Source organism: Nonomuraea angiospora (assembly GCF_014873145.1).
Lineage (GTDB): Bacteria > Actinomycetota > Actinomycetes > Streptosporangiales > Streptosporangiaceae > Nonomuraea > Nonomuraea angiospora.
In genome coordinates this window covers 12,476,842-12,500,275 of sequence record NZ_JADBEK010000001.1, presented here as the reverse complement: position 1 = coordinate 12,500,275, position 23,434 = coordinate 12,476,842, and the positions used below count along the sequence as shown (strand labels likewise).

Below are 23,434 nucleotides of genomic sequence, written 5' to 3'. Positions count from 1 at the left end.
TCCAGCACATCCGGGGCATGTCACTCAGGCCGACAGCTTTTACGCGGGCCGCTCGGCCATCGCCACGGGCAAGCTCATCCTCGACGAGCCGGCCGGCATCTGGCTGAACCCAGGCACCAGGTCGCTCCGGCATACCTCGAGGCCCTACTGGCTAGGGGCACATCGTGAACGGTTCGATGCCAGGCAGGTGGCGGGACCATTCACCGGCGGTGAGCGTACGACCGGCACGCACGCACAGGGTCGCGGCCACGTGCCGCTCGTCCACGTCGAACACCCGGATCGTGCCGTCGGGGGCGGCGGTGTGAAGTTTCGTGCCGTCCGCAGAGAACGCCACCCACCCGCCGTCGGCGCCGTCCGCCGCCTGCTTGCCGTCGAAGACGACGCCCAGCGGTCGCCGGCTCGGCACGTCCCACAGACGGACGCGCAAGCCCTTCTCGTACGTCGCGATCGTGCGCCCATCAGGCGACCAGGCCAGCATGGTGACCTCGCTGCCCGGCACCGCGGGGAACTCGGCGATCCGGGTCCTGACGTCGCCGTCCCACAGAGTGAGCCGGCCGGGCCCGGAGAAGGCCACCTGCCGGCCGTCCGGGCTGAAGGCGAAGGCGCCGGCGAGTTGCCCGGTGCCCTGTTCGGGAGGCCGGGTGGCGCCCTTTTCCGGATCGATGAGCTGGAGCGGGTTTCCGGTCACGAGCAGCCGTCCGTCGGGGCGGAAGGCGAGGTTGTTCGCGCCCGTCCCGGTCTCCGCTCGTCGAGATCCGTGTTCGAGGTCCCACAGTTCGACGCGACCGTGCTCCCCGTAGCGCGACACGGCCAGCGTGCGTCCGTCCGGACTGAACGCCAGCGCCTGGGTGCCCTGCTCGCGGTCGCCCTCCAGCTTGAGCCGGGCCGGCGCCTTGGACCCGGTCAGATCCACGATGTGGACCGTGTTGTCGGCGGCCAGGGCGAGCCGGCGGCCGTCGGGACTGAAGGCGGTCGCACCGCCACCGCCCGACCGGCTGATCAGTTTCATCAAAACGCGGCCCGTCGCCACGTCCCTGGCCTCCACCCGGTCCTCCCAGATCGCGGCCAGCACGCGCGTGGAGGGAGCCAGCCGTACGTTCCCGCTCTCGCTGCCGCCGCTGATCGGCGGGTCGAACACCATCGAGACGTCCTCGGTATGGACGGCGCCGTGTTCATCCAGATAGCGGACGGCCCGGCCGGCGAGGTCGAAGCGGAGCCCGCCGACGAAGGCGGGCATGGCCTGGCTGTACACCGTGACATAGAAGGCGGGCATGGCCTCGCTGAACACCGTGTCAGGGGTGGAGCGCCGCTGCAAGGTCAGTCGCTCCCGGCCGCCCCAGTTGGCGATGAAAGCGTCGCCGAAGACGAAACCGGCCTCCGGGCCCACCCCGCCCCCCGGGCCCGCCCCGCCCTCCTGGCCCATCACCCCCTCACCGGACGGCAGCTCGAACATACGGATCCTGCTCGTCTCTCTCGAATTCACCAGCTCCGTGGTCATCATCAGCTTGCCGTCGTCGCTGAAGGTGGTCTGGTTGATGACGCCCTTGTCCCGCTCAGGCGGGATCGGCGTCCTCTTGCCCCGGCGCAGGTCCCACAACTCCGCGTCATGGCCCTTCACCACGTAGCCGAAGCGGCCGTCCCGGCTGATCGCGTTGAGCGCGGCTCCCGAGGGAGCGGTGAGCTGCTTACGCTTGGCGACGTCCCACCATTCGGGCAGGGCTTTCGCTCCCCAGGGGATGGCGAGGTAGCGCCCCGAGCTGTCGAAGTTCAGCGTGCCGCCGCCCGATCGCCTGCCTTGACGGGCGATGGGGGCGCCGAGCGATCTTCCGGTGCGCGTGTCCCACAGCCGTACCCCCTCGTGGTCGAGGAGGGCCAGGGTGTGCCCGTCGGGGGCGAGCGCGGCTTGGGACACCTCCGCGCTCACCCCGGACAGCACGCCGATCCGCCGTTGGCCGGCGACGTCCCAGATCCTGGCTGTCCCGCCGTCCACGGACACGAGCACGCGGCCGTCCTGGCTGAGGTTCTGCACGGTCGCGGCCGTGTAGTCAGGGTCGAGGAAGACGGAGGTCGCGGTCTGAGAGAGCGAGTCGTAGAGCGCGCCGCGGGTCTCGGGCAGCTCCGGGCGCAGCCGCCAGCCGGCCACGCTCAGCAGCTTCGCGACCTGAGGATCGCTCTGCCGCAGGTCGGCGGCTCGCAGCGCGAGCTCCCGCGCCAGCGCGTCCTCGCGCTGGCGGCTCGATTCCCTGCGCAGGTACTCAGCGGTGCCGAGCCCGCCGAGCGCGACCACGAGCAGTACGGCCAGGGCCGCCGCGACCAGACGGCGTCTCCTCGCCCTCTTACGGGCCAGGCTCACCGCCTCGTCGAGGAACTCGCGTTCGCGCCGTCCCAGCGTGAGGTCCTTGTGCGCGGTGGCGGCCCACTGCAGCGTCCGGTCGAGTGCCGAGCCGTGCAGCAGGTCGGCCGGTCTTCTGCCGTGCTCATTCCACAGCGCGGCCGCCTCGGCGAGCCGCCGGTGGACGGGCAGCCCTTCGCGGTTGCCCGCCACCCAGTCGCGCAGCCGGGGCCAGGCGTGCAGGAGGCCGGGCGTGGCCAGTTCGTACGTGGCACCGGACCGCGTGACCAGGCCCGCGGCGCCGAACACGGTGAGCATCGCGTCCACGGCCTGGGATTCCGGCAGCTCGTCCCTGCCTACGGGCCGGAGTTCGTCGCCGTCGATCATCCGCAGGAACACCTCGGGCGCGGTCGCACGCTCGGCCTCGGTCAGCTCGCCGTAGAGCTCCTCCGCGATCGCGCCGAGATCGGGCTCAGGCCGTCCGGTCAGGGCACCCGCCTGCGTAAGGCCGCGTTCGAGCAGGTCATCGCCGCGGCGGAGCAGCGCCTCACCGCCATGGCCCAGCAGCCGCAGCAGTACCTCCCCGGCGGCCGGCCGCTTTGTGGGATCCCGGGCAAGCGCTGCGGCCACCAACACATCCAGGGGTTCAGGCAGGCCGCACACGTCCGGCTCCAACTCCATCACCCGCCCAATGACGGTGGCCGGATCCCGCGCCTCGATCACGTCCTTGCCCCGGGCTGCGAACAGCACCACCATGGCCCATGCCCACAGGTCGGCCGCCTCGCTCGCGCCCCGCCCCGAGAACGCCTCCGGCGGCATGTATCCGGGCGTGCCCATGATCGGCCCGCTCGTCGTCGGCCCCACCTCACGGGCCACACCGAAATCGATCAGGCGCGGTCCGTCCGGCCCCATGATGATGTTGTCCGGCTTGAGATCGCGATGCACGATCCCGCCCTGGTGGATGGCTGTCAGCGCGGTCGCCACCCCGATCGCCAGCCGGCGCAGCGCGTCCTTCTCGTATGACCCCGACTCCGCCACCACCCGCCTCAGGCTCGGCCCTGGCACGAACTCGCTGACGATGTACAGCGGCGCCGAATCGACCTGTGCCTCGATCACCTTGGCGGTGCAGAACGAGGCCACCCGCTGGGCCGCCGCCGCCTCCTTCGCGAGTCTGGCGCGTGATTCGGCGCTGTCGTACCTGGGGACCTTGATCGCGACCCGCTCTCCCACCTCCCCGTAGCCCTCGTAGACGACGCCCTGGCCACCCGCGCCCAGCCGGCCGGCCAGCCAGTAACGACCCAAACGCCGCGGGTCGGATGGGGTGAGGGGAACCATTGAGCGTGCCATTTCGGGAAACTCCGGATGGGCTGAAGGTCAAGGACATCTGCCGGATGCCGAACATCGGCGTGGAGCCCAAGCACGCCGAGAGCGTACGCGCCAAGCTCGAACGCATGGTCGGCCGGGGCGTCCTCATCGAACCCGAATCAGGCCTCTCCATCCTGCGTCAGCCGCACGCGCTCAATGAACCTTTTCAGGCTCCGCGGCAAGTGCCCTGGTCACAGCATGATCGCGATGCCGGTCTTGGGCCGGGGACATGAAGGAACTCCTGGTGGACAGGCCGATCACCACAATCCGCACCGTCGCGACCAGGAGGTTCCGTACTGTTCTATCAGTGCCGCAGCAGCCGTCGCCACTGCTGCGACCGTCTGCTTCGACTTCGAGTGGGAGAAGCGGTAGCCGACCACCGGCTCCGCTCCGGCCGTGCTACGGATCACCTGTGCCGGAGACGGGCCGCGCCCCCGCTGGGGCCGCCTGCACCACTGAGCACGACCGGACACCTACATCACTTGGCGTGTGGATAGGCGACCATGGTGTTCGTGGAGTCGTCCCAGAACAGGCCGTATCCGGAGTAGTCACCGAAGGGAGCCACCACGTAGTTGCCGAGCTGGACCTGACCCGTGGCGAGGTCGATGGTGACCCGCGGGTCGGCTTGGTCGGCGGTCGAGGCGCCGATACCGAAGGCGACGCCGTCATCGGTCACACCGTTGAGATGGACCGGCTTGTCCTGGTCGGTCTCCTCGAAGCAGTGGCCGGTGCCTTTGTCCAGGTCGAAGGCCGTGTGGCTGCGGACGAGATAGCGTCCGGCGGCGGACAGGGAGGCTCCCTTGGAGTCGTCGGCCGTCACGCGCTGATCCGGCGCGCATTCGACCTTGGCGCGGACCTTTCCCGTGGCGGGGTCCAGGACGGCCCACGTGTCGTTGGGCGCGCCTTCGTCGCGCCACTGCGCGACGAGGGAGTCCTTGACCGGGGCGATGAAGATCTTGTGATCGCTGTTGGTGGTGAGAGTTCCGCCCGCCCAGCCTCCCGGCACCCAGTAGTGGCGGCGGGGCTGGGTGTCGGTGGCCAGCAGCGGCCCGCGAGGGGTGACCGCTACGGCCTCGGTCGAGGCGAAACACAGCTTGCACTCGCTGGCTGGGGGTTTCATCTTCCTCAGGTCGTACGTCTTCGTCGCGCCTGTGGCCGGATCCACGGTCATCACCACGTCGTTGTCCAGCTTCACCAGCAGTCCGCCACCGCCGTTGGTGACCGCGCCCTCGCCGTCCAGTTCGAGATGGTGAGCCGGCTTGACACCGTCTCCAGCGGCACGGGCCGGGAAGATGTCGATCGTCGTGACCTGCCGGCCCTTGCTGACCACGTCGGCGCCCTGAAAACCGGACGCGGAGGCGACCAGGTAGTCCTTTCCCTGTACGGTGACCGAGAATGCCGACACGATGCCGGGGCTCTTCACCTCGGTCTTCCACGAGATTTTGCCGCTGGTCACGTCCAGGACAGTGAAGGTGCCGTTGTTCCTGCCGCCTTCCCGGAAGACGGCGACCGCCCCGGAATGCGGCAGCGGGATCTGGTTTCCCGGCAGATCTGACTCCCAGCCGCGGGAGGTGTCATAGAGGCTGGGCACCGACAGCTGCGTTTTCGGCGCGACACGCTCAGGGGAGGCGGACGAGGACGGCGTCCCCGTGCCGGCCCGGGACCCGTGCGACCCTCCCGAGACATCTCTTCCCGCACCTCCTCCGCAGGAGGTGAGAAGGCCGGCAGCCACCACTGCGGCCAGCACGCACCTGGGCCGATTCACACGAATCCTCCATTCAGCAGAACGTATCGGTCGGTTCGACCGCCGAGATCGCCGCAAGGCTCCGGGGGGCTTTCGACCTGCACAGGTCGCGGATCTGGCACCGGTGCTCACCCATTGCCCCCGGTACGAACGCGATCAATCCCTGATGACTGCGACGCACTCGCCACTGGCCGACCGCGTGACCGACCCCGCAGAGCGTGTTCGACAGCCTCCCGGTTCCGACCGCGACCAAGCGCTGTTGCTGTCCGAGGCCACGGTGACGTTATTGATCATGGTGACGATGCCCGGCCCACCAGTGACAGTGATCCATGTGATGTCTTCCGGCTCTGTTGGGCTTTGAAGGCGAGGGGCAGGATCGCGGTGCCGCGGTCGGGCTGGGCCTCGCGTTCCGGGATGGCGAGGAGGGGGGCCGGGAAGATCAGGCTTTCCAGCCTGGTTTCGGGAAAGGCCGAGGTTACAGCGTCGGTCGGGAAGGCACACCTGTGCCGCTTTCCGCAGTGGCCCTCGGTACGTCGCAGACCCACCGCCAGGATGAAGGCGATGGCCCTGGTTCTCGACTCTCACGAGGGGTTCTTCTATGTGTGATCGCGATCGGCGTTCGGCCTGCACGTCTCGTAGTTCGAGTGACGGACGGAACTGAAGTTGTCGATCGACATCCACCCGTACTTCGCCGTCCCCTTCACTCGGCCATAGGCCCAGAGGTTGCCGCGACCGTTCCGTACCCAGCAGTGAAAGTAGATGACCCGGCCCCTGCCGAGCCTGGTCACGTTCCCGCACCGATCCGCGTAGGGCCCCTTCTTGAGGTTGTAGGAACCCTTCATCACGCCGTAACCGCCGTCCAGGTTGGAGATGGAGGCGTCGTACACGGAACACGGAGACGGGGTGGCCGACGCGGCCGGCCCGTTCACGAGTGTCGCCGCCATGATCCCGCCGGTCGTAACCAGCATTCCTACCGCCTTGATCCAGAATCGCATCTTGCCCCCTTTGTCCTGTTGACCAACTGGCGATCCACATGGTGCGCCGGGCGGTGTTGAGAACTTGTTGAGGATTCGTTGGGGGACGGCGAGCAGGGGCGGGGGCTGGATCTTCATCCGCGCGAGTCAAGGGCTGGTGGATGATTCAGTCCCTCAGGTGAGCGCCTCGATCGCTGTGCAAGCAGCATGCTGTTCGCTCGTTCTGCGCTTGGCCTACCTCACGGTGACGACCTCCTCTCGCACCAGCCATCCGGGCCGCGTGAACCTGGCCGAGGGCATGGTGCGGGCCGATGGCTGGTACCGCCGGCGGGTCTGCGGCGACAACGGCGCCGACCGGCTCGGAAGGCGTTGCGGATCTCAGTCAATGGGTGGCGATCGCGGCTGTAGTAGAGCTTGTTGGTCAGGAGGACGGCCCAGCGTTCTTGCTTGAGGGAGATCCACATACCTGTCCCGGTGAAGCCGTAGTGCTCATACAGGCCGTCCAATGAGTCAGTGCCGGAAGCCGGATGCCAGAACAGGCCCCGCGCTGGTTGGAGGCCACCGGTGTGGATCTGCAGGGATTCCTGGACCCAGGCGGGGCTGAACGCTTTTCCGGCGCTTGGTTCGAGCAGGTGCTGCAGGAACTTCGCCAGATCGGCCACTGTGGAGAAGGCGCCGGCGATTCCGCATACTCCGCCGAGCACTCGTGCCGAGAAGTCATGCGCGCTGCCTTTGAGGCATGTGCCGGTTTCGTCGTCGTGCTCGGTAGGGGCGCAGCGTGGAATGAGGTCTGCCGGGAGCGGGGCGAGATGGGTCGAGCGGACGCTGGTCGACGTCTCCGCACGAGGTCGGCGAGCCTACGACGTTTTCGTCTCCCGCTGGCCGGTGTTGGAAGACTGGTTCGCCGAACCTTTGCCGGTCCGGCTGGACGTCCACGAGGGCGAGCGTCGGCGCCGCGGCGTCAGCCTCGATGCCGTCGGCTATCTCAGCTACCTGAGCCTTGCACACAGGGTCCCGTTCGACGCCGCGTTCACCATCTTAAGTGCCCGGGCGTTCGGCACGGCGTACCTCCTCGTTGAGACGATCCTGCCGAACCGATCGCCCAAGCGTAAGCGTTCCGCCGATACGCCGGCGCGGACAGTCGGGTCAGACCCGCGGGGCGTAGCGCTCGCCCACGACCTGCCGGGCGAGTCCATCGAGGGCGGCGTGGTCGTCCGCGGTGAGCTCGACAGCCAGGGCCGCCGCGTTCTGCTCCAGGTAACGCACGCGCTTGGTGCCGGGGATCGGTACGACGTCCGTTCCCCGGGCGATCACCCAGGCCAGAGCGACCTGGACGGGGGCCACGTTACGGTCCCTGGCCAGGTTTACCACGGTGGCGGCAAGCGCTCTGTTGGTGGTGAAGTTCTCACCCTGCCAGCGTGGGTTCCCGCGTCGGAAGTCGGCGGCGGCGAACTGGTCGACATCGGGGTACGCGCCGGTCAGGAAACCCCGGCCGAGCGGGCTGTAGGCCACTAGTCCGATTCCGAGCTCCCGTAGCACCGGCAGTAGCTCGTCCTCGATGTCCCTGGTAAACAGGGAGTACTCGTACTGGCCCGCGGTGATCGGGTGCACGGCGTGCGCCCGCCGTACGATTGCCGGCTCGGCCTCCGAGATGCCGAGGTGCCGGACCTTGCCGGCTTCCACCAGCTCCTTGAGCGCGCCCCAGGTGTCCTCGATCGGTACAGTCGGGTCGACCCGGTGCTGATAGTACAGGTCGATGTAGTCCACGCCGAGCCGCGCCAGCGACGCGTCGCAGGCCTTCCTGACGTGCGCGGGGTGGCCGCTGATGCCCTGCCACGTACCATCCGCGAGGCGTTTGACGCCGAACTTGGTGGCCAATATGACCGTGTCACGGCGACCGGCGATGGCCCTGCCGATCAGTTCCTCGTTCGTGAACGGCCCGTACATATCCGCGGTGTCGAGGAAGTTGATGCCGAGGTCGAGGGCGCGGTGGATGGTGGCGATCGACTCGGCGTCATCGCCAGGGCCGTAGAACTCGCTCATCCCCATGCAGCCCAGGCCCAGCACCGACGTGCGTAGCCCCTGACCAAGAGTGTGCTGCTTCATCTGTCGTCCTTCGCCAGCTCAGGAAAGTGTCGGCCAGCCGGACGTCCGGCTGGCCCTAGTTTCAGAAGGTGATGACAACCTTGCCGCGGGTGTGCTTGGTCGCGAACTCGCCGACGGCATCGACCGCGCTGCTGAACGGGTGGGTGGCACCGACCTCGACCTCGAACGTGCCGGCGGCGGCCCGGTCGACCAGATCCTGGAGCTTCCCAAAGCCGCCCTCCACACCTGTATAGACGGCGCCGACGCCACGGTCGAACTCGGGCTGGCCACCGAGCGGTGAGACCAGCCGGCCGCCTGGCTTCGCGGCCGCCGCGGTGGCCGCGAGGCCAGGACCGGCGTTGACCAGGTCGATAACCACGTCGACCCCACCCGGTCGCAGGGCCAGCGCCTGCTTTGCGGTGTCACCCGAGGTGTAGTCGATGATCTCCTGGGCGCCGAGGCCGCGTACGTAGTCGGCCTCCGATGGGCCGGCGGTGGCCAGTACCTGGGCGCCGGCGTGCGCGGCCAGCTGGACGACGAACGACCCGACACCGCCGGTGGCGCCGACGACCAGCACGCTGTCTCCCGGGTTCACCGCGGCGGCGGTCAGGACCGCGTGGGCGGTCATCCCGGCCACGGGCAGCGCCGCGGCCCGTACGGCATCCAGGCCAGCCGGGCGACGTACGACGTTCGGCCCATCGTTGGCCAGCGTGTACTCGGCGAGCGCGCCGGCGGCGCCGTACGTGAACGCCACCACTTCGTCGCCGACGGCGAAGTTCGTGACGCCCGGTCCGACCGCTTCGACGATTCCGGTCGCGTCCAGCCCGAGCAGGAACGGATGCTTCACCGGCATGTGCTCACGCATCTCGCCTGTGGAGAGCTTGACATCCAGCGGGTTGAGCGCGGCCGCCTGCACCTTCAGCAGGATCTGCCCTGCGGTGGGAACAGGAGTGGGTAAATCGGTGATGACCAGATCCTCGACAGGACCGTATTCGCGCGAGACCAGAGCTTTCATGTCGGACAACTCCCTCGTCTATTCCTTAATCTGAACGTGTCCAATTGCGGGGCCGGTCCAGCGGTGCCGGCCCGGTGTGTCAGGCCACGGCTCGCCGCAGCAGATCCTCGTAGACGCTGGGTCGTCCTTGTCGATCATCGGGAAGCCGACGCCCCAGTCGTGAACCATGTGCATGTCGACGCCGGGTTGTACTCGTGGCCGCCGTCCGGCGTGAAGACGTGCGGGCTTCCCCGTACGACGTCGGTGCGTGCGATGGCGATCTGGTCCTGCGGGACACGTCGCGCCCGGCCCGCGACCAGCGTCGCCAGATGCCCCTTGGGGCAGCCGATGTCGCTCCACACGACGATGGGTTCCCGGCGCAACGTCCATGCAGGTGCCCCCTCCGCTTCGAGTAGCGATGCCTTGCACGACGCCGAAACAGTAGCCACTCGCAACTATTGCGTCAAATGACGGTTGGGCTGTGCTACTGTAAGCCCATGGCTGATGCTGGTACCCGACCTCCGTCGCTGCTCGCTCTGGCGTCGTACCTAGCCTCACAAGCGGCCAAGTACGGGTACCGGCAACTGGAAGCGGTACTGGCCGAGCATCACCTTCTGCTGGGACACCACGCGGTCCTGGCCGCCCTTGACGACTTCGGCCCGCTGTCCCAGCAGCAGTTGGCCGATTCGCTCGACTTCGACAAGAGCCACCTCGTGGGTCGCATCGACCATCTAGAGGAGCGCGACCTCGTCACCCGAACCAGAGATCGGGTGGACCGGCGTCGGCACCAGGTGGCGCTGACCCCCGTGGGCAAAGCGCTCGTGGACAAGCTGCGGCCAGCGGCACAGGAGTCGCAGCGACAATTCCTCAGTGCACTGTCGGCGACCGAGCGGGAGACCCTCATCTCGCTGCTGCAGCGTGTCCTAGCCGTCAACGACGCCGTCCGACACGGCCTCGGGAACGACGACGTACACCCCTGACTTCGCCGGCCGGCGGAGAGCGATCACACAGCGAAGCCCGACGTCACACTTCGCCCAAGATCATTCTCACCGCCAACGGCTGTTCCTGGGTTCCGGGACCCCGGCCCTTCAGCTGAAGGCCAGGGCGCAGAACGCGTGGCGGACCTGCGCGATCGCCTCCCGCTCTGGGCTGTAGTACAGCTCGTTGGTCAGCAACGCCGCCCAGCGACCCTGTTCACGATTCACCCACATCGCGGTTCCGGTGAACCCGTAGTGGACGAAGAGGCCCTCGCTTTGCTCCCAAAGCCAGCCTCGGCTGCACCGCTATCTGCGATCAGATGCTGCAGAAACGTCTCGACATCTCCCAAGATGGAGAAAGCACCGGCAATGCCGCAGACCCCGCCCAGCAGCCGAGCCGAGTAGTCGTGGGCGACGCCCCTGAGCCGTTCGCCCGATTCCAGGTCGCATTCAGCGGGAGCCGCCTGGCCGATCAGGGTGGCGGGGAGCGGGACGCCTGCGGTGTGAGGGAGGAGTTGGTGCACGGTCACGGGGGCCAGCTGGTAGCCGTTCAGGTCGGGCATGAGCGTGCCGAGTGGATCAGCCAGGGTCAGGCGTTCCTGGTCCCAGAGCAGGCCGATGACCGACCAGACAGTGATGATCTCGGTGAGGCCGGCGACGTCGAAGAGGGCGTCCTGACTCATGGGATGGGGGCGGCGTGGGTGTCATGCGATCTGGTTGCCGAATGCGATGACGGCTTCGGCGGCGCGTCTCGATGTTTCTAAGGCTTGACTTATATAAGTCGCGAGTGGGATTGTTGGCCCCGTGCACGCACTCGACGTGCTCGGCGGCGTGGCCGGCACCCCGGTGCCCGTACGGCGTCGGCTCCGTACCACCCGGGAGGTCGGCATCCAGCTGGAGCGCTTTCGCCGGTTCTGGAGCCGGCACCTGGACGCGCTGGGCGCCGAACTCGCACGCGCCCGGCGCGAGCGCCACCATCCGCTTGACGAGACGCCGTCCGCGGATGGACGACCAGGCTCGAACAACGAGGAGAAAGAAGACGAATGATCGACATCATCAACCAGATCAACGCCACCCAGCGGGAGATCGGCAACCAGCCGGTCACCGCCGGCGCGGGACGCTCACTGCTGCTGCGGCGCACGTACGACGCCTCGATCGAGGACGTGTGGAGCGCCTGCACCGACCCCGACCGGATCAGCCGATGGCTCACCCCGATCGACGGCGACCTGCGGATCGGCGGCACGTTCCAGCTCAAGAACAACGCCGGCGGGGAGATCCTGCGCTGCGAGAAGCCCCGTCTGATCAAAGTGACCTGGGTATTGGGGGAGGGCATGCCGACCGAGGTCGAGGTGCGCCTGGCGCCCGGCGGCGGCGGTGGGACCGTCCTGGAGTTGGAGCACGCCGCACCCGCCGAGATCGTCGACGAGATGGCGCGCACGTACGGACCCGGCGCCACGATCGGCATCGGAGTCGGCTGGGACCTCACGCTGCTCGGACTCGACCTGTTCCTTCACGGCGTCACGTTCGACCCCGCGACCTGGGGGGACACACCCGAGGCGAAAGAGTTCGTCACCGCCGGTTGCCACGCCTGGGGACGCGCGGTCCAAGCCGCTTGGGGCACCGGCGACGACGACATCTCCGCGGCCGTCGCGTTCGCCGTGCAGCACTTCGCTCCGGAGACCGGCAGGGACGGCGACAGATGACCCGCCGCGCGGTAAGTCATCTCGTTCTCATGAGAGGAGTGGACCGGATGACCGAGAACCTCACCACCACAGCGGCCGGCGGGGCGACGCGGACGCTGCTGATGTGCGGCGCCGTCGCCGGCCCTCTCTACATCGTCGTGGTCCTGCTGCAGATGCTCACCAGGGACGGGTTCGACATCAGCCGGTACCCGGCCAGCATGCTGAGCAACGGTGACCAGGGCTGGATTCAGATCGCCAACTTCGCGGTCAGCGGCCTGCTGTTCATGGCGGGAGCGGTCGGCCTGCACCGGGCACGCGGTCCGGCGGGCCGGGGCGGCACCTGGGGCCCGCGGCTGGTCGGCGTCTTCGGCGCCGGGATGGTCGCCGCCGCCTTCTTCTCCGCGGACCCTGCCGACGGCTTCCCGCCGGGGACACCCCTCGGCCCGCCCACGAGCATGAGCACGCACGGGATGGTGCACTTCCTCGTCTCCGCGGTCGCCTTTCTCGCGCTGATCGCCGCATGTTTCGCGTTCGGCCGGCGGTTCGCGGCGACCGGCCGCCGCGGCTGGGCTGCCTTCAGCATGGTGAACGGCGCGCTCTTCCTGGCGGCCTGGATCTCGATCTTCACGATGCAGGGCTCCCGGGTGGCCAATGTCGCCTTCGCCCTCGCCATCGCGCTCGTCATGGCATGGACGTCGCTCCTGACCGCGTACCGGCTGGCTCGGCCCGGCGCGGCGGCACCGGCCTGACCTTTCGTCGCGAGTGGGCATCGACCATGCCATCATCCACCTGAGCCATTCGGAGGCCAGGACGCAGGGCGGTCCCGTGGCGGCGAGCGTGAGCGCACACGCCAGCCCGCGGCGGCCCCAGTAGTCGCAGGCCGGTCCGGCGAGAAATGCGGTCACGATGTCAATCCCTTCCCGGTCCTGCCGGGCGACCGCACGCTGCCGGCCCCGCGGCTTGAGGGGCCAGGGAAGCCAGAAACACCTCAAGGGTGATTAGGTAATAGCGCTCCCCTGCCGCGACCCCTCTCCTTCCACGACGGGCGGTATACGCCGTTAACCTGGCTAGTGTACGGTGTAAACATGAGTACTGCAGAGAAGATCGCCGAGGCGGCCCGGGATATCCTCGTGCGCGAAGGCTCCGAGGCCGTGAGCATGCGCCGGGTGGCCGACGCCGTGGGCGTCACCGCGATGGCCATCTACAAGCACTATCCGAACCGGCAGGCGCTGCTGCAGGGCGTGGCCGATGCAACCTTCCGCGAGCTGGCGGCCGGCTGGGGAACCCGAGTCCCCGAGGGCGCCTGGGAGAGCAGGGTGTTCGGCCTCCTGCACGACTTCCTCGACTTCGCCCTGGGCAGCCCGCACCTGTACACGTTCCTGATGACCGACCGGCGCGAGCAGGCCAGGCACTTCCCTGACGACTTCAAGGGCGGCGGCTCGCCGGCGTTCGAGCGGATCGTGGCGATCGTCGAGGAGGGCATGGCGGCCGGGATCCTGCGCGCAGACGTGCCGCTGGAGGCCGCGCTGGCGCTGACCTCCTCCACCCAAGGGCTGGTCCAGCTCTACCTGGGCGGGCGCATCGGGTTGGACGAGCCCGCCTTCCGGGACCTGTGCGAGCGGAACGTGCGGAGGATCCTCGATGGCCTCCATGCTTAGGAAGGCTCTGGTCGCCGGCCTCGCGCTGCTGGTGATCGCGGCCGGGTGCGGCGCCTGGTTCGGCAGCGAGGCCAGCGTGCAGGTCGTCCACTACGGCACGAGCAACACGTACGTGCTCGCCACGGGGGACGGAACGGTCACACTGACTGAAACGCACGAGACGACCAAACCCGGCATCTATTGGCTCGAATGGACGGGCTCGTTCACCATGCTCGGCGACGTCGTGTCGCGATCACCGGGAAAGGTGACGCGCAGGGTGCTGCTCGGGTCCACGCCCTCTCTGGGAACGCCGGGCTATTTCGGCAACGTTCCACCGGGCGATCCCAAGGTGGCTTGGGGCATCGACTTCTCTGAGGTCATGATCCCGACCGAGCTGGGCCCCGCCCCGGCCTGGCACGTGCCCGGCAAAGGGACCACGTGGTTCGTGGCCGTCCACGGGCAGAATGGGCGGCGCAAGGCCGAGCTGAAGGTCCTACCGGTGGTGCACGAGCTCGGCCTGCCCTACCTGGACATCAGCTACCGCAACGACGAAGGCGCGCCGCGCTCCCCCGATGGGCTCCTGCACCTGGGCGACTCGGAGTGGCGCGACCTGGAGGCGGCGCTACGCAGGGCGCAGCAGCTCGGGGCCACTCGGTTCGTCCTGTATGGGACGTCGATGGGCGGGCAGATCGTCGGGCAGTTCCTGGCCAGGTCGGGCCTGGCCAGGCTGGTCGACAAGGTGATCATGGATGCGCCGATGGTCGACGTGCGGACGACGTCCGAGCAAGGCGCGCGAAACTACCACTTGCCCGCGTTCATCGCCGCGCTGTCGGATCTGGTTGTCGAGTGGCGGACCGGCGTCGACGTAGACCAGCTCAGCATGAGCCGCTACCCGCCGAAGGTCAGACCGCCCTTGCTGCTGATCCACACCAGTCCGGACACCGAGCACCCGATCGAGGAGGCCCGCGGCCTGGTGGCCACGGGCAGGCGGCTGAGCTGGGACATCAGATTCGAGGAGTTCCCGCAGGGCGAGCACACCGAGGCGTGGAACGTCGACCGGGCCCGCTATGACCGCGCCGTGCGCGCCTTCCTGGCTACGGATCGATCCCGTAACGGATGAACCGTAGCCAGTCTGCCCAGTTCTGGCCCGAACCCCTGGAGTGACACTTGACTCGCGTTTGCATGTGGTCAAGCGGCCCTGTGATGCTCACGGATCAGTGTCGATCCCGCTACATGAGGCGACGTTGGCCGACGGGGAGTGGGTGCGTGGGCGCCGTCCACCCCACAGCGCAAGTCGTACGAGCCATTCAAACGATCAAGAGGCCAGATCCGCGATCTCGGGATCTACCCTCTGAACTGGTGAAACTCTGTGGGGCTACCAGGACTTCAACCTGGAACCTCTTCCTTATCAGCGAACCTGCAGGCCAGCGCCCCTGACGGAACAGCGACGGAACAGAGAAGCGGAGAGGTTCCCTCTCATCGCTGCAGAACGATTACAGACGGCGATCGGCGCTTCGGCTCGGCAAGAAGCGCCGAACGACGCGGGACGGTAAGGATGCGCCTGCCGGAAATTCCATCCATGCAGTTCAAGCGGTATGTGAGTACTCGTGGAGGACGCCACCGAGCCGGTCTCGTCGACGTATGTTCACGCCGGCGATTCGCCAGGGGTCTGTGATCGGGGCAGGGAGCCACAGCGGGGCTGCTTGGTTCAGGGCTTGATGCGCTTGGTGCTGGTTGTAGAACCATTCGTGCTCGCGCAGGGCGAGCCGAAGATAGCGTTCATCCTCGGCATCCGAATACCGGTGAGCACCGTCTGGATACCGGCCTCGGCGAGGGCCTCGTCCCATCCCGATCTCGGCGCAGAAAGCGCGCCCGGCGGGCCGCATCGTCCAGATCCATCACGAGGTTCCTTATCGCCCGGGTGACCCAGTTCGCGCTCGGATGCACAGTGGTGCCGAGCACACGGACGCGCCTGGCCGCCGCCCTCACCACCGCGGTCACCGATTCGGCCTACCGGCAGGGGCCCCGGCCCTTTCGGCCCGGGTCTCGGCAGAGGACGGCACGGCGCCCGTCGTCGAGGCGGTGAACCAGCTCCAGGTCACCCACAGGCCCGGCCGCCGACCAGGATGACACGTCGGGCCGAAGGCGCCTCGGGCCGCGCTGGACGCGAGGTCAAGCTCGAGATCTGGTCGCCGGAAGCGTTCGTGGTCGCGTCGGTGCTGGCGGCATGCGTGGCGGCTGTCCTCATCGCCCACCACCTACGACACCGACCCGACGGTCCTGCTGGCCAGCGCGCCGGTCTGAGCCGCCGAAAACGCCGAGTGGCCCCAGGCATGGACGTTCTCAGAAATGGACGTTACCGGTCGGGGCGCGGTTCCATGGTGACCATGATGCGTAGAAGGTCATCCGCCGCCGCCGCTGTTTTGGTCGCTGTCGTGTTCGCCGCTCTCACGTCGTGTTCCTCGGATTCTCCGAACGCATCCCCCGCGGACGGCCAGCCCAGCAGGTCCGGCCCCGGGTCACCGGCGTCCGACCCCACGCCGACTCCCATGAAGACGGCCACGTCGTCGCCATCGCCGACCGGGCCGTGCGCTGACGGGACGTGCGAGATCAAGGTCGCTGTAGGGGACGTCGTGATAGTGCCGAAAATGTACGGCCTCGGGCCGATCGAGGTGACGGCGATCACCGGCGGCGCCGTTGAGATGGTCGCGCCGCTGACAGGGTCGGGCTACAGCATTTCGGGCTGTAACGGTGGCGGCAGCGTGTCGTCGGAGGGTGGCGGCGGCGTCCGGCTGAGCTGCGACCGGGGAACCGTCGCGACCATCAACGACGCCATGAGCCTGGAGGTCGTCAAGATCCGCGACACCGCCGCCGTCCTCCGTATCGAACCCGCCGGGTGACGTACGGCTCTCACAAACACTGCTCCACCCTCGTACAGGAACTCCAGTCACAGCTCGACGCCCTCGTCGACGTGTGTGGGTCTGGTGCACTTGATGGGGCGTGAGCTTGGCCGCGGCCGGCCACCGAGCCGCAGGCGGGCACCTGGTTCTCGTGACGGAGCACCAGCAGCTCGACGTCCATGGACAGATCAGCGCGGACCAGCACCCTGAGGAGAGCGAACAGTGCCGTCGCGCGGCGCCGGCCCGCCGCTTCGGCGGGCCGGCGTTCTCATGGCCGGGGAGCGATCAGGAGGGTGACGGTGCGATTGCGGCGGTCGTCACGGAAGGGTTGCGCGCGCTGGTCCCCGCTGACCAGCTTGAACGACGTGCGTGGCAGGTCGCCGCCCTCGGCCAGATGGGCGGCGGCCACGACGGCGCGGGCCAGCGCGAGCACGGAGCCGTCGCGCGCCCGCCCGCCTGGCACGGCCACCGCGTGCCCCACCACGGTGATCTCCGCGTCCATGCCCGCCATCCGGCGGCCAAGTCCCTTCAGCAGCTCCGCGCCCGCGACGCTGACCTTGTCGTCCACCGGGAACAGTCCTGTGCCGAACCGCACCCGTACGTACTGGGGATGGCGATGGACGAGCACGCCCGGCATGGTCAGCCTCCGCGCGATGGCGGCCACCTCGCGCTTGCGGCGGGCGGTTTCCTCGGCGCGGCGGGCCTCCGCCGCGGCCCGGCGTTCGCCGGCGGCCGCGCGTTCGGCCTCGAGGGCCGCCAACCGCCTGCGCGCCTCCTCCGCCCCGGAGGCCTCGCCGGTCGCCGACGTCGCGGCGGCCTCCCCGCCTCCCGGGCGCGTGGCCTGACCGCCAGGGACGAGGACGACGATCCCCGCCGTGAGAACCACGGCGGCCACCGCCGCCGCGGCCACCCCGAGCCAGCCGGTGTGGACGAGCGGGCGCTTCCTGCGGCGGCCGGCGTTGATCGCCTCGATCGTGCGCCGCCCCGCCGCCGCCCCCGGGTCGTCCGGCGACAGGGCCTGTACGGCGGCCCAGCACTGGTCGGCCTTGGCCAGTTCCCCCCGCTGGGCGTGCAGCCTGGCCCGCAGGTCCAGCACCGCCACGGCGGCGTCTCCAGCCGTGCTCACCGTATCGGCAGTGTCGGGTACATCCAGGGCCTCCAGGAGGCGGGTGGCAGTGGCCAGGTCTCCGGCACGGGCGGCCGAGCGGGCCCGGTTGACGGTGAGCTGCGCCCGCAGCGTGTCGCTCATCGCCTGATCAACCCTATGATCTTGTCCTGTTCCTCCTTGGGCAGCATCCGGATCATGCGCTGGTTCACCCCTTCGAGCTCTTGCTGGTCACCACGCGTGATGGCCCGCTCGCCCTCCCGGATGAGGTCGCGAGACCGCCCCGTGGACGCCAGCGCCTCCCGCAGCGCCTGGAACACCTTGACCGGCCAGTCCGGCCGGCGCCGTTCCAGGTCCATCAACAGCGAGTAGGCCCGGTCGATCTGGGTGCGAATCGCCGTGGAGTCCTGTGCCTGGATCGCGTCGCGCGAGCGCTGGCGCAGCGCGGACAGCTCCTGCCGATCCCCCGCGTCGCCCGCCGCGAGGATCAGCCGGTCCGCCTCGGCGAGCAGCCCTTCCAGCTCCTCCACCAGCGCGGGCAACTGCGCGGCGTCCTCGACGGCGTCCAGCTCGCTCTGCAGCTCCCGTAGCCGCTCCTCGGCCGTGGCCGCCGCGCCCGCGTCCACCCTGGCCGCCCGTACCTGCGCGCGGGCCACCTCGAGGCCGCCCTCCTGGTCGATCTTCTCCAGGCGGCGCACGGCCTCGGGTGCGGAGGAGCCGCGCAGTGCGGCCAGCCGCTGCTCGACCTCGGCCAGCAGCCGCTCCAGCATGTCCGCGTCGGGCGTGCGCACCTCGGTCAGGTTGATCTCGGCCTCGAACTGCGTCTGCACCAGCGGTACGTCCGCCACCACCGTGACCAGGCTGGAGTTGTCGACCTCGAAGGTGACCTCGACCTCGGTGCCCGCGGGCAGGTCGATGGTGACGTCCCTCGGCTTGATCTCCAGCTTGCCGACCTCCCGGTTACGATCGCCCCGGCTGCGCTCGCCCTGCAGGATGGGGATGCTGATCAGGGCCTCGCTGTCGGAGCGGTGCAGGGCGCTGGAGGTGTGGAACACCTCGCGTACGGAGGCCGGCAGGGTCGCGCCCTTGCGCAGCATGGGCGCGAACGCGCGGTCGGCGAGCTGGATGCCCAGCGAGTGCGCCAGCCGTACTCCGCCGAACTCGACCTCGCCCAGTTTGATCGACAGGGAGTCCGGCGTCAGCGGCCGGGGCGCGCCCTGCTCGTCGATCAGCTCGACGCTGAACCGGGAGGTCCGGCCCTTGTCGAGGTCCACCTCGGTGACGAAGCGGCCGGTGGCGTTGAGGGGGACGCGGCCGGTGGTGAACGGGGGCCGTCCCTCGGGGTTGCTGAGGACGACGGAGTAGCCGCTCAGGTCGTCGGCCGGGCCGCTCACCCGTCCCGCGACGGTCGGCGTGGGGTTCGTGACGATGGGCTCGTAGGCGAGGTCGACCACGAACTCTCCTTCGGCGCGGGTCAGTTTCCGCGGGCGCCGCAGCGTGCTGGCGAAAATGGCCGCGCCGCGGGCGACGACGGTGGTGGGGTCGAGGCTGGAGTCGAGCTCGATGCCCAGGCCGTGGCGCGGGTCGGCGAGCCGTTCCCTGAGCCCGGGCGAAAGGGTGACGCCGCCGACCAGCAGCAGCCGGTCGATGTCGGACGGGCTCAGCGAGGCCTGCTGCAGCGCGTTCCGGCACAGGTTGATCGCCCGATCGTAGAACGGCTCGGCCATCGAGTCGAGTTCGCCGCGGCGCAACAGGTACTCGAAGGTCTCGACCTCGCCGTCCTCGCCCGCGAGATCAACGGTGATGTCGGCCGTGTCGGAGCGCGACAGCCGGATCTTGGCCTCTTCGGCGGCGGCCTTGAGCTTGGCGAAGTTGACGCTCCACCGGGGGTTGTCCCTGCGGAACTCGGCGAAGCCCAGCTCACGGGCCACGGCGGGGACCAGGATCCGCTCCACCAGCGCCCAGTCGATGAGCTTGCCGCCCAGGTACGGGTCTCCCGAGTGGTCGAGCACGCGCAGGTCGCCGTCATGCTTGCTGACCACCGCCGCGTCGAAGGTGCCGCCGCCGAAGTCGAACACCATCCAGTACGCCCGCTCGTCGGCGTCGTGGAACCCGTACGCGAAAGCCGCCGCCGTCGGCTCCTGCACCAGCGGGCACGCCGTGGTGAAGCCCGCCAGCATGGCGGCGTCGGTGGTGGCCTTGTTCTGGTTGAGCGTGAACGCCGCCGGCACCGTGATCACCGCGGCGTCCGGCGCCGTGCCCGTGTGGTGGGCCGCGTCGGCCCGCAGCGCCTTGAGCACCTCGGCCGACAGCTCCTGCGGCGACAGCTCCACCCCGCCCTTGACGAACCTCTTGCGGGCGTCGGCCAGCCCCATCTCCAGCTTGAACTCGGCCGCGGCGTTCTCGGGGTCGACCTCGACCCGGTCCCGGGCCCGGCGCCCGACGTGAATGAGCTCCGGCTTGGGCATCCACACGGCGGACGGCGTGGTGTCCCACCCGTCGTTGTTCTTGATCACCGAGACCGTGTCCTGCTCGGCCACCGCGATCGCGCTGTTGGTGGTGCCGAGGTCGATCCCGAAGTCGATGGTGTCACGCATGCTCGTTCCTCACGTGGTCTCGGGGTGGGCAGCCGACGATCACCTGGCCCATCTGGATGTGCCGATCCCCCAGGTAGATCGACGGTCGTACGGTCTCCAGCACCGTCTCGACGCTGAGCGACGGGTCGTCCTGGAACAGCAGGACCTCGATGGCGCGGCCGGAGTGGAAGGTCTCGCCATCGTGGTCCTGGACGACCAGCCCGGCGTCGGAGAGTGCGCCCCGGGTCGTGCGCAGGTAGCGCCCGGCCTGGCGGCTGGTGGCATCCTTGCCCTGCTGGGCGAGCTTGCGCTCGGCCCGCCACAGGTTCGTGGCCGCGGTGGCCAGCGCCTTCTCGTCCAGCGACGAGGCGGACTCTGGGGCGGCGGGGCCTGGGGCGGCGGAATCCGAGGCGGCGAGCAACCGGTCGAGCAGGTCCTGGACGGGCTCGTCCCAGAGGGGTGGCGGGATGCGGAAGGCCCGGTGGTGGCGGCGCTGCCGGAACTCCTCCCGCAGCCGGGGCAGCAACCTCACATCACCACCCCCCTGCGCCAGAGCCGCAGCCTGGGCAGGTGCTGTTCGCGTAGTGACGGCCAGAGTGCGATGGCTTCCTCCATGAGCTCCGTGGCCCGGCTGAGCTGGCCGGGTACGCGGTAAAGGCGCAGCGCCTCGGCGGCCAGCCGCCGGGCGTGCTCGTCAGGCGGCCTGGCGGCGGGCTCGCGCCGCTCGCGCAGCGCGGCGGCCAGCACGCCGGCGTTGGCGGGGCGGTTGCGCGGGTCCCGCTCGAGCGTGGCCATGACGATCTCGTCGAGCCGGGGATCGACCTCGTCGTTGTACCTGCTGGGCGCCAGCAGCGGCCGGTTGAACCGGGCGAAGGAGTAGGAGGCGAAGGGGCCGGCGCCGTCGTCGTACGGGAAGTGGCCGGTGAGCAGCAGGTACGCGATCGTCCCCACCGACCACACGTCGCTCGCGCACGAATAACCCCCGTTGGTGACCACCTCGGGCGCCATGAAGACGAGGGTGCCGCGCGCGCTGGCCATGTGCGTGAACGGGTCGGCCCGCTTGGCCAGGCCGAAGTCGCTGACGCGCACCCGCATGACGCTTCCGTCGTAGCCGACCAGGACGTTGGCCAGCGTGACGTCGCGGTGCACGATGGGCGGGTCCTGCTCGTGGGCGACCGCGAGGCCGCCGGCGATCTGCCCCATCACCTCCACGGCGATGTCGGTCGGCACGCCGTGCGGGTAGGCCGCCATCAGGCTCTCCAGGCTGCCGCCGGGGACGTACTCCATCGTGAAGAAGCCGCGCAGCCCTTCTGGCGTCTGCACGGTGTTGGCGTCGAAGAGCCGCACGATGTTGGCGTGCCCGAGCGTGGACAGCAGCCGGGCCTCGCCCAGCATCTGGTGGGTCTCCTCCAGCGAGGCGACCTTCTTGAACAGCTTCATCGCCTGCAACCCCAGGTACGCGTGCCGTACCCGGTGCACCTCGGCGAACGCGCCCTCGCCGAGCAGCCGATCGATCACGAGGGTGTCGGTGACCCGGTCACCGCTGTTGAGCAGCGCCATCGTCCCACCTCCCCGTGCCGTACTGCACAGCGATCACCGACACGTCGTCGATCGCCCCGCCCGCGGCGGCCGCGCCGAGCAACCGCTCGCACACCCCCTCGACGTCGCCGGCCGTGGTCAGGATGGCCCGCAGTTCCTCATCGCCGACGCTGTGGACTAGCCCGTCGGTGCACAACAGGACGCGGTCGCCGGCGCTCAGCTCGTGCACCGACACGTCCGGATCGGCGCGGCCCGGCATGCCCACGAACCTGGTCAGCCGCCCTTCGTGCACATGGTCGTCGGTGAGCCGGGCGAGCAGCCCGTCGCGGGCCAGGTAGATCCGGCTGTCGCCCAGGTGCACTGCCAGCGCCAGGCCGCCGCGAACCAGCAGCAGGGCCGTGGCGGCGCCCGTGGTGCCCGGCCCGCTCCTGGCGGTGTCCCTGACGCGGTCGTTGAGCTCGGCCGCGGCCTCGGCGGCGGCACGGGCCGCCCCGGGGGCGCCGATGGCGGTCACGCGCTCGCACACCCGCAGGGGGAGCTGCTCGACGACCGCCCGCGCTGTGAGGGCCGCGTCGGCCAGGCCGCCGATGCCATCGGCCACGACGAACGTGCCCGCTGCCGGATCGGCCGCCAGCCGGTCCTGGTTCTCCTCGTGCAGGCCGCCGGCCCGGGTGCCGGACGCGTACGTGATCACGCCGGTGATCCGCTGACGTTGAGCCGGTAGCCGATGCCCGTGACGGTCTCCAGGATCCGCGGGCGTGAAGGGTCCACCTCGATGCAGCGGCGTACGGCGCGTACCACGCCGGCCAGGTCGGACCTGGTGTACGAGCGGTGCGGCGCCCACTCCTCCGGCGGCCCCCACAGAGCGGCGATCAGGGCCGCGTGGTCGCAGGCCACGGACTCGCCGCCGGTGCCGCGGCCGGCCATGTACCGCAGGAGCTGGTGACCCTGCGGGCGCAGCCCGGTGATGGGCGTCTCCACGCCGTTCTCGACGCGGTAGGCGCGCGCGGCGACCCAGTCGTAGCGCAGTCCCGGCCCTGTGTGGCGGACCTCGGACGGCGGCCCGAACGGCGCCGGCTGCGTGGTGTGCGGGTCCAGGAAGGTCAGCTCCCAGTACAGGGGTTCGCCGTCGGCCGTCATGTCGCCGAGGATCAGCAGCTTGTCGCCGTGCTGAACGCGCTTGCGTCCCTGCAGCCGCTCGGTGACGTCACCGTGCCGCAGCAGCGTGCCGTTGACGCTGGCGTTGTCGGTCACCGACCACATGCCGTCGGCGAAGTCGAGCGTGCAGTGCAGCCGCCCCACCCAGCGCTGCGGGTCGGGTCCCAGCTCCACGTCGGGGGCGTGGTCGGGCGAGGCGCGGCCCACCGTGATCGGCCCGCTGCCCAGCTCGACGCCGCTCATCACGCCCTCCGGTGAGCTGATGCGCAAGGTCACCGCCCGAACCACTGCCTGAACCTCCTGATCGTGCTGGTACGAATCTCGCTGAAGGTGCCGCCGCAGGCCATGGGAACCAGGCGGAAACCA

At 69.4% G+C, this 23,434-nt stretch carries 21 protein-coding genes; 8 read left to right on the top strand and 13 right to left on the bottom strand.

Features of this window, described 5'->3' with window-relative positions; genetic code table 11:
* Positions 1-151 precede the first annotated feature (151 nt).
* Positions 152-3,634, bottom strand: coding sequence for a WD40 repeat domain-containing serine/threonine-protein kinase (locus tag H4W80_RS57320; RefSeq protein ID WP_192792716.1), 3,483 nt, complete (start codon positions 3,632-3,634; stop codon positions 152-154).
* 89 nt (positions 3,635-3,723) lie between these two features.
* On the opposite strand from H4W80_RS57320, the gene H4W80_RS57315 reads away from it, so the two are divergent.
* Positions 3,724-3,930, top strand: a complete 207-nt coding sequence (locus H4W80_RS57315) for a hypothetical protein (RefSeq protein ID WP_225964259.1) — start codon at positions 3,724-3,726, stop codon at positions 3,928-3,930.
* Positions 3,931-4,175: 245 nt separating this feature from the next.
* Here H4W80_RS57315 and H4W80_RS57310 read toward each other — a convergent pair whose 3' ends face one another.
* The 5 genes from H4W80_RS57310 to H4W80_RS57290 all read right to left on the bottom strand — a co-directional run bounded on the left by H4W80_RS57310 (position 4,176) and on the right by H4W80_RS57290 (position 9,515).
* Entirely contained in the window at positions 4,176-5,288 is a 1,113-nt protein-coding gene (locus tag H4W80_RS57310) for a hypothetical protein (protein ID WP_192792714.1), read from the bottom strand.
* A 749-nt stretch (positions 5,289-6,037) separates the two neighbouring features.
* Complete coding sequence (locus tag H4W80_RS57305) at positions 6,038-6,436, bottom strand: hypothetical protein (RefSeq protein WP_192792713.1); 399 nt, start codon at positions 6,434-6,436, stop codon at positions 6,038-6,040.
* Between the two features lie 218 nt (positions 6,437-6,654).
* The gene (locus H4W80_RS64885) at positions 6,655-7,200 is read right to left on the bottom strand and encodes a serine hydrolase (RefSeq protein WP_192794372.1); all 546 of its coding nucleotides are present in this window, start codon (positions 7,198-7,200) and stop codon (positions 6,655-6,657) included.
* Between the two features lie 361 nt (positions 7,201-7,561).
* A complete protein-coding gene (locus tag H4W80_RS57295) occupies positions 7,562-8,521 on the bottom strand; it encodes an aldo/keto reductase (protein ID WP_192792712.1) in 960 nt (319 codons plus the stop codon).
* 61 nt (positions 8,522-8,582) lie between these two features.
* Complete coding sequence (locus H4W80_RS57290) at positions 8,583-9,515, bottom strand: NADP-dependent oxidoreductase (protein ID WP_192792711.1); 933 nt, start codon at positions 9,513-9,515, stop codon at positions 8,583-8,585.
* Positions 9,516-9,991: 476 nt separating this feature from the next.
* On the opposite strand from H4W80_RS57290, the gene H4W80_RS57285 reads away from it, so the two are divergent.
* On the top strand, positions 9,992-10,474 hold the full coding sequence (locus tag H4W80_RS57285) for a MarR family winged helix-turn-helix transcriptional regulator (RefSeq protein ID WP_192792710.1): 483 nt from the start codon (positions 9,992-9,994) through the stop codon (positions 10,472-10,474).
* Positions 10,475-10,695: 221 nt separating this feature from the next.
* Here H4W80_RS57285 and H4W80_RS57280 read toward each other — a convergent pair whose 3' ends face one another.
* The gene (locus H4W80_RS57280; RefSeq protein ID WP_192792709.1) at positions 10,696-11,154 is read right to left on the bottom strand and encodes a serine hydrolase; all 459 of its coding nucleotides are present in this window, start codon (positions 11,152-11,154) and stop codon (positions 10,696-10,698) included.
* 121 nt (positions 11,155-11,275) lie between these two features.
* Here H4W80_RS57280 and H4W80_RS62255 point away from each other — a divergent pair, with 121 nt between their 5' ends.
* The 6 genes from H4W80_RS62255 to H4W80_RS57250 all read left to right on the top strand — a co-directional run bounded on the left by H4W80_RS62255 (position 11,276) and on the right by H4W80_RS57250 (position 16,690).
* Positions 11,276-11,518: a hypothetical protein gene (locus H4W80_RS62255; protein ID WP_225964258.1), complete on the top strand. Its 243-nt coding sequence runs from the start codon at positions 11,276-11,278 to the stop codon at positions 11,516-11,518.
* Positions 11,515-12,174 (top strand): SRPBCC family protein, encoded by a 660-nt coding sequence (locus tag H4W80_RS57270; RefSeq protein WP_192792708.1) that lies wholly within the window; start codon positions 11,515-11,517, stop codon positions 12,172-12,174. The genes H4W80_RS62255 and H4W80_RS57270 overlap by 4 nt, the downstream gene beginning before the upstream one ends.
* Before the next feature lie 47 nt (positions 12,175-12,221).
* Positions 12,222-12,902 carry a DUF998 domain-containing protein gene (locus tag H4W80_RS57265; protein WP_192792707.1) on the top strand — a complete coding sequence of 227 codons (681 nt, stop codon included), beginning with the start codon at positions 12,222-12,224 and terminating at the stop codon, positions 12,900-12,902.
* Positions 12,903-13,238: 336 nt separating this feature from the next.
* Positions 13,239-13,811 carry a TetR/AcrR family transcriptional regulator gene (locus tag H4W80_RS57260; RefSeq protein WP_192792706.1) on the top strand — a complete coding sequence of 191 codons (573 nt, stop codon included), beginning with the start codon at positions 13,239-13,241 and terminating at the stop codon, positions 13,809-13,811.
* Positions 13,795-14,910, top strand: a complete 1,116-nt coding sequence (locus tag H4W80_RS57255; protein WP_192792705.1) for an alpha/beta hydrolase family protein — start codon at positions 13,795-13,797, stop codon at positions 14,908-14,910. Before H4W80_RS57260 ends, H4W80_RS57255 begins: the two co-directional genes overlap by 17 nt.
* Before the next feature lie 1,429 nt (positions 14,911-16,339).
* A complete protein-coding gene (locus H4W80_RS57250; RefSeq protein ID WP_225964257.1) occupies positions 16,340-16,690 on the top strand; it encodes a hypothetical protein in 351 nt (116 codons plus the stop codon).
* Between the two features lie 268 nt (positions 16,691-16,958).
* Here H4W80_RS57250 and H4W80_RS57245 read toward each other — a convergent pair whose 3' ends face one another.
* From H4W80_RS57245 to H4W80_RS57220, 6 genes are read right to left on the bottom strand one after another with little or no spacing between them, the layout of a single operon-like run.
* On the bottom strand, positions 16,959-17,939 hold the full coding sequence (locus H4W80_RS57245; RefSeq protein ID WP_192792704.1) for a hypothetical protein: 981 nt from the start codon (positions 17,937-17,939) through the stop codon (positions 16,959-16,961).
* Positions 17,936-20,392: an Hsp70 family protein gene (locus H4W80_RS57240; RefSeq protein WP_192792703.1), complete on the bottom strand. Its 2,457-nt coding sequence runs from the start codon at positions 20,390-20,392 to the stop codon at positions 17,936-17,938. Before H4W80_RS57240 ends, H4W80_RS57245 begins: the two co-directional genes overlap by 4 nt.
* The gene (locus H4W80_RS57235; protein ID WP_192792702.1) at positions 20,385-20,903 is read right to left on the bottom strand and encodes a hypothetical protein; all 519 of its coding nucleotides are present in this window, start codon (positions 20,901-20,903) and stop codon (positions 20,385-20,387) included. Before H4W80_RS57235 ends, H4W80_RS57240 begins: the two co-directional genes overlap by 8 nt.
* Positions 20,900-21,931, bottom strand: a complete 1,032-nt coding sequence (locus H4W80_RS57230) for a serine/threonine-protein kinase (RefSeq protein ID WP_192792701.1) — start codon at positions 21,929-21,931, stop codon at positions 20,900-20,902. Before H4W80_RS57230 ends, H4W80_RS57235 begins: the two co-directional genes overlap by 4 nt.
* Complete coding sequence (locus tag H4W80_RS57225; RefSeq protein WP_192792700.1) at positions 21,909-22,604, bottom strand: PP2C family protein-serine/threonine phosphatase; 696 nt, start codon at positions 22,602-22,604, stop codon at positions 21,909-21,911. The genes H4W80_RS57230 and H4W80_RS57225 overlap by 23 nt, the downstream gene beginning before the upstream one ends.
* Complete coding sequence (locus H4W80_RS57220) at positions 22,601-23,344, bottom strand: FHA domain-containing protein (protein WP_192792699.1); 744 nt, start codon at positions 23,342-23,344, stop codon at positions 22,601-22,603. The genes H4W80_RS57225 and H4W80_RS57220 overlap by 4 nt, the downstream gene beginning before the upstream one ends.
* Between the last annotated feature and the right edge of the window lie 90 nt (positions 23,345-23,434).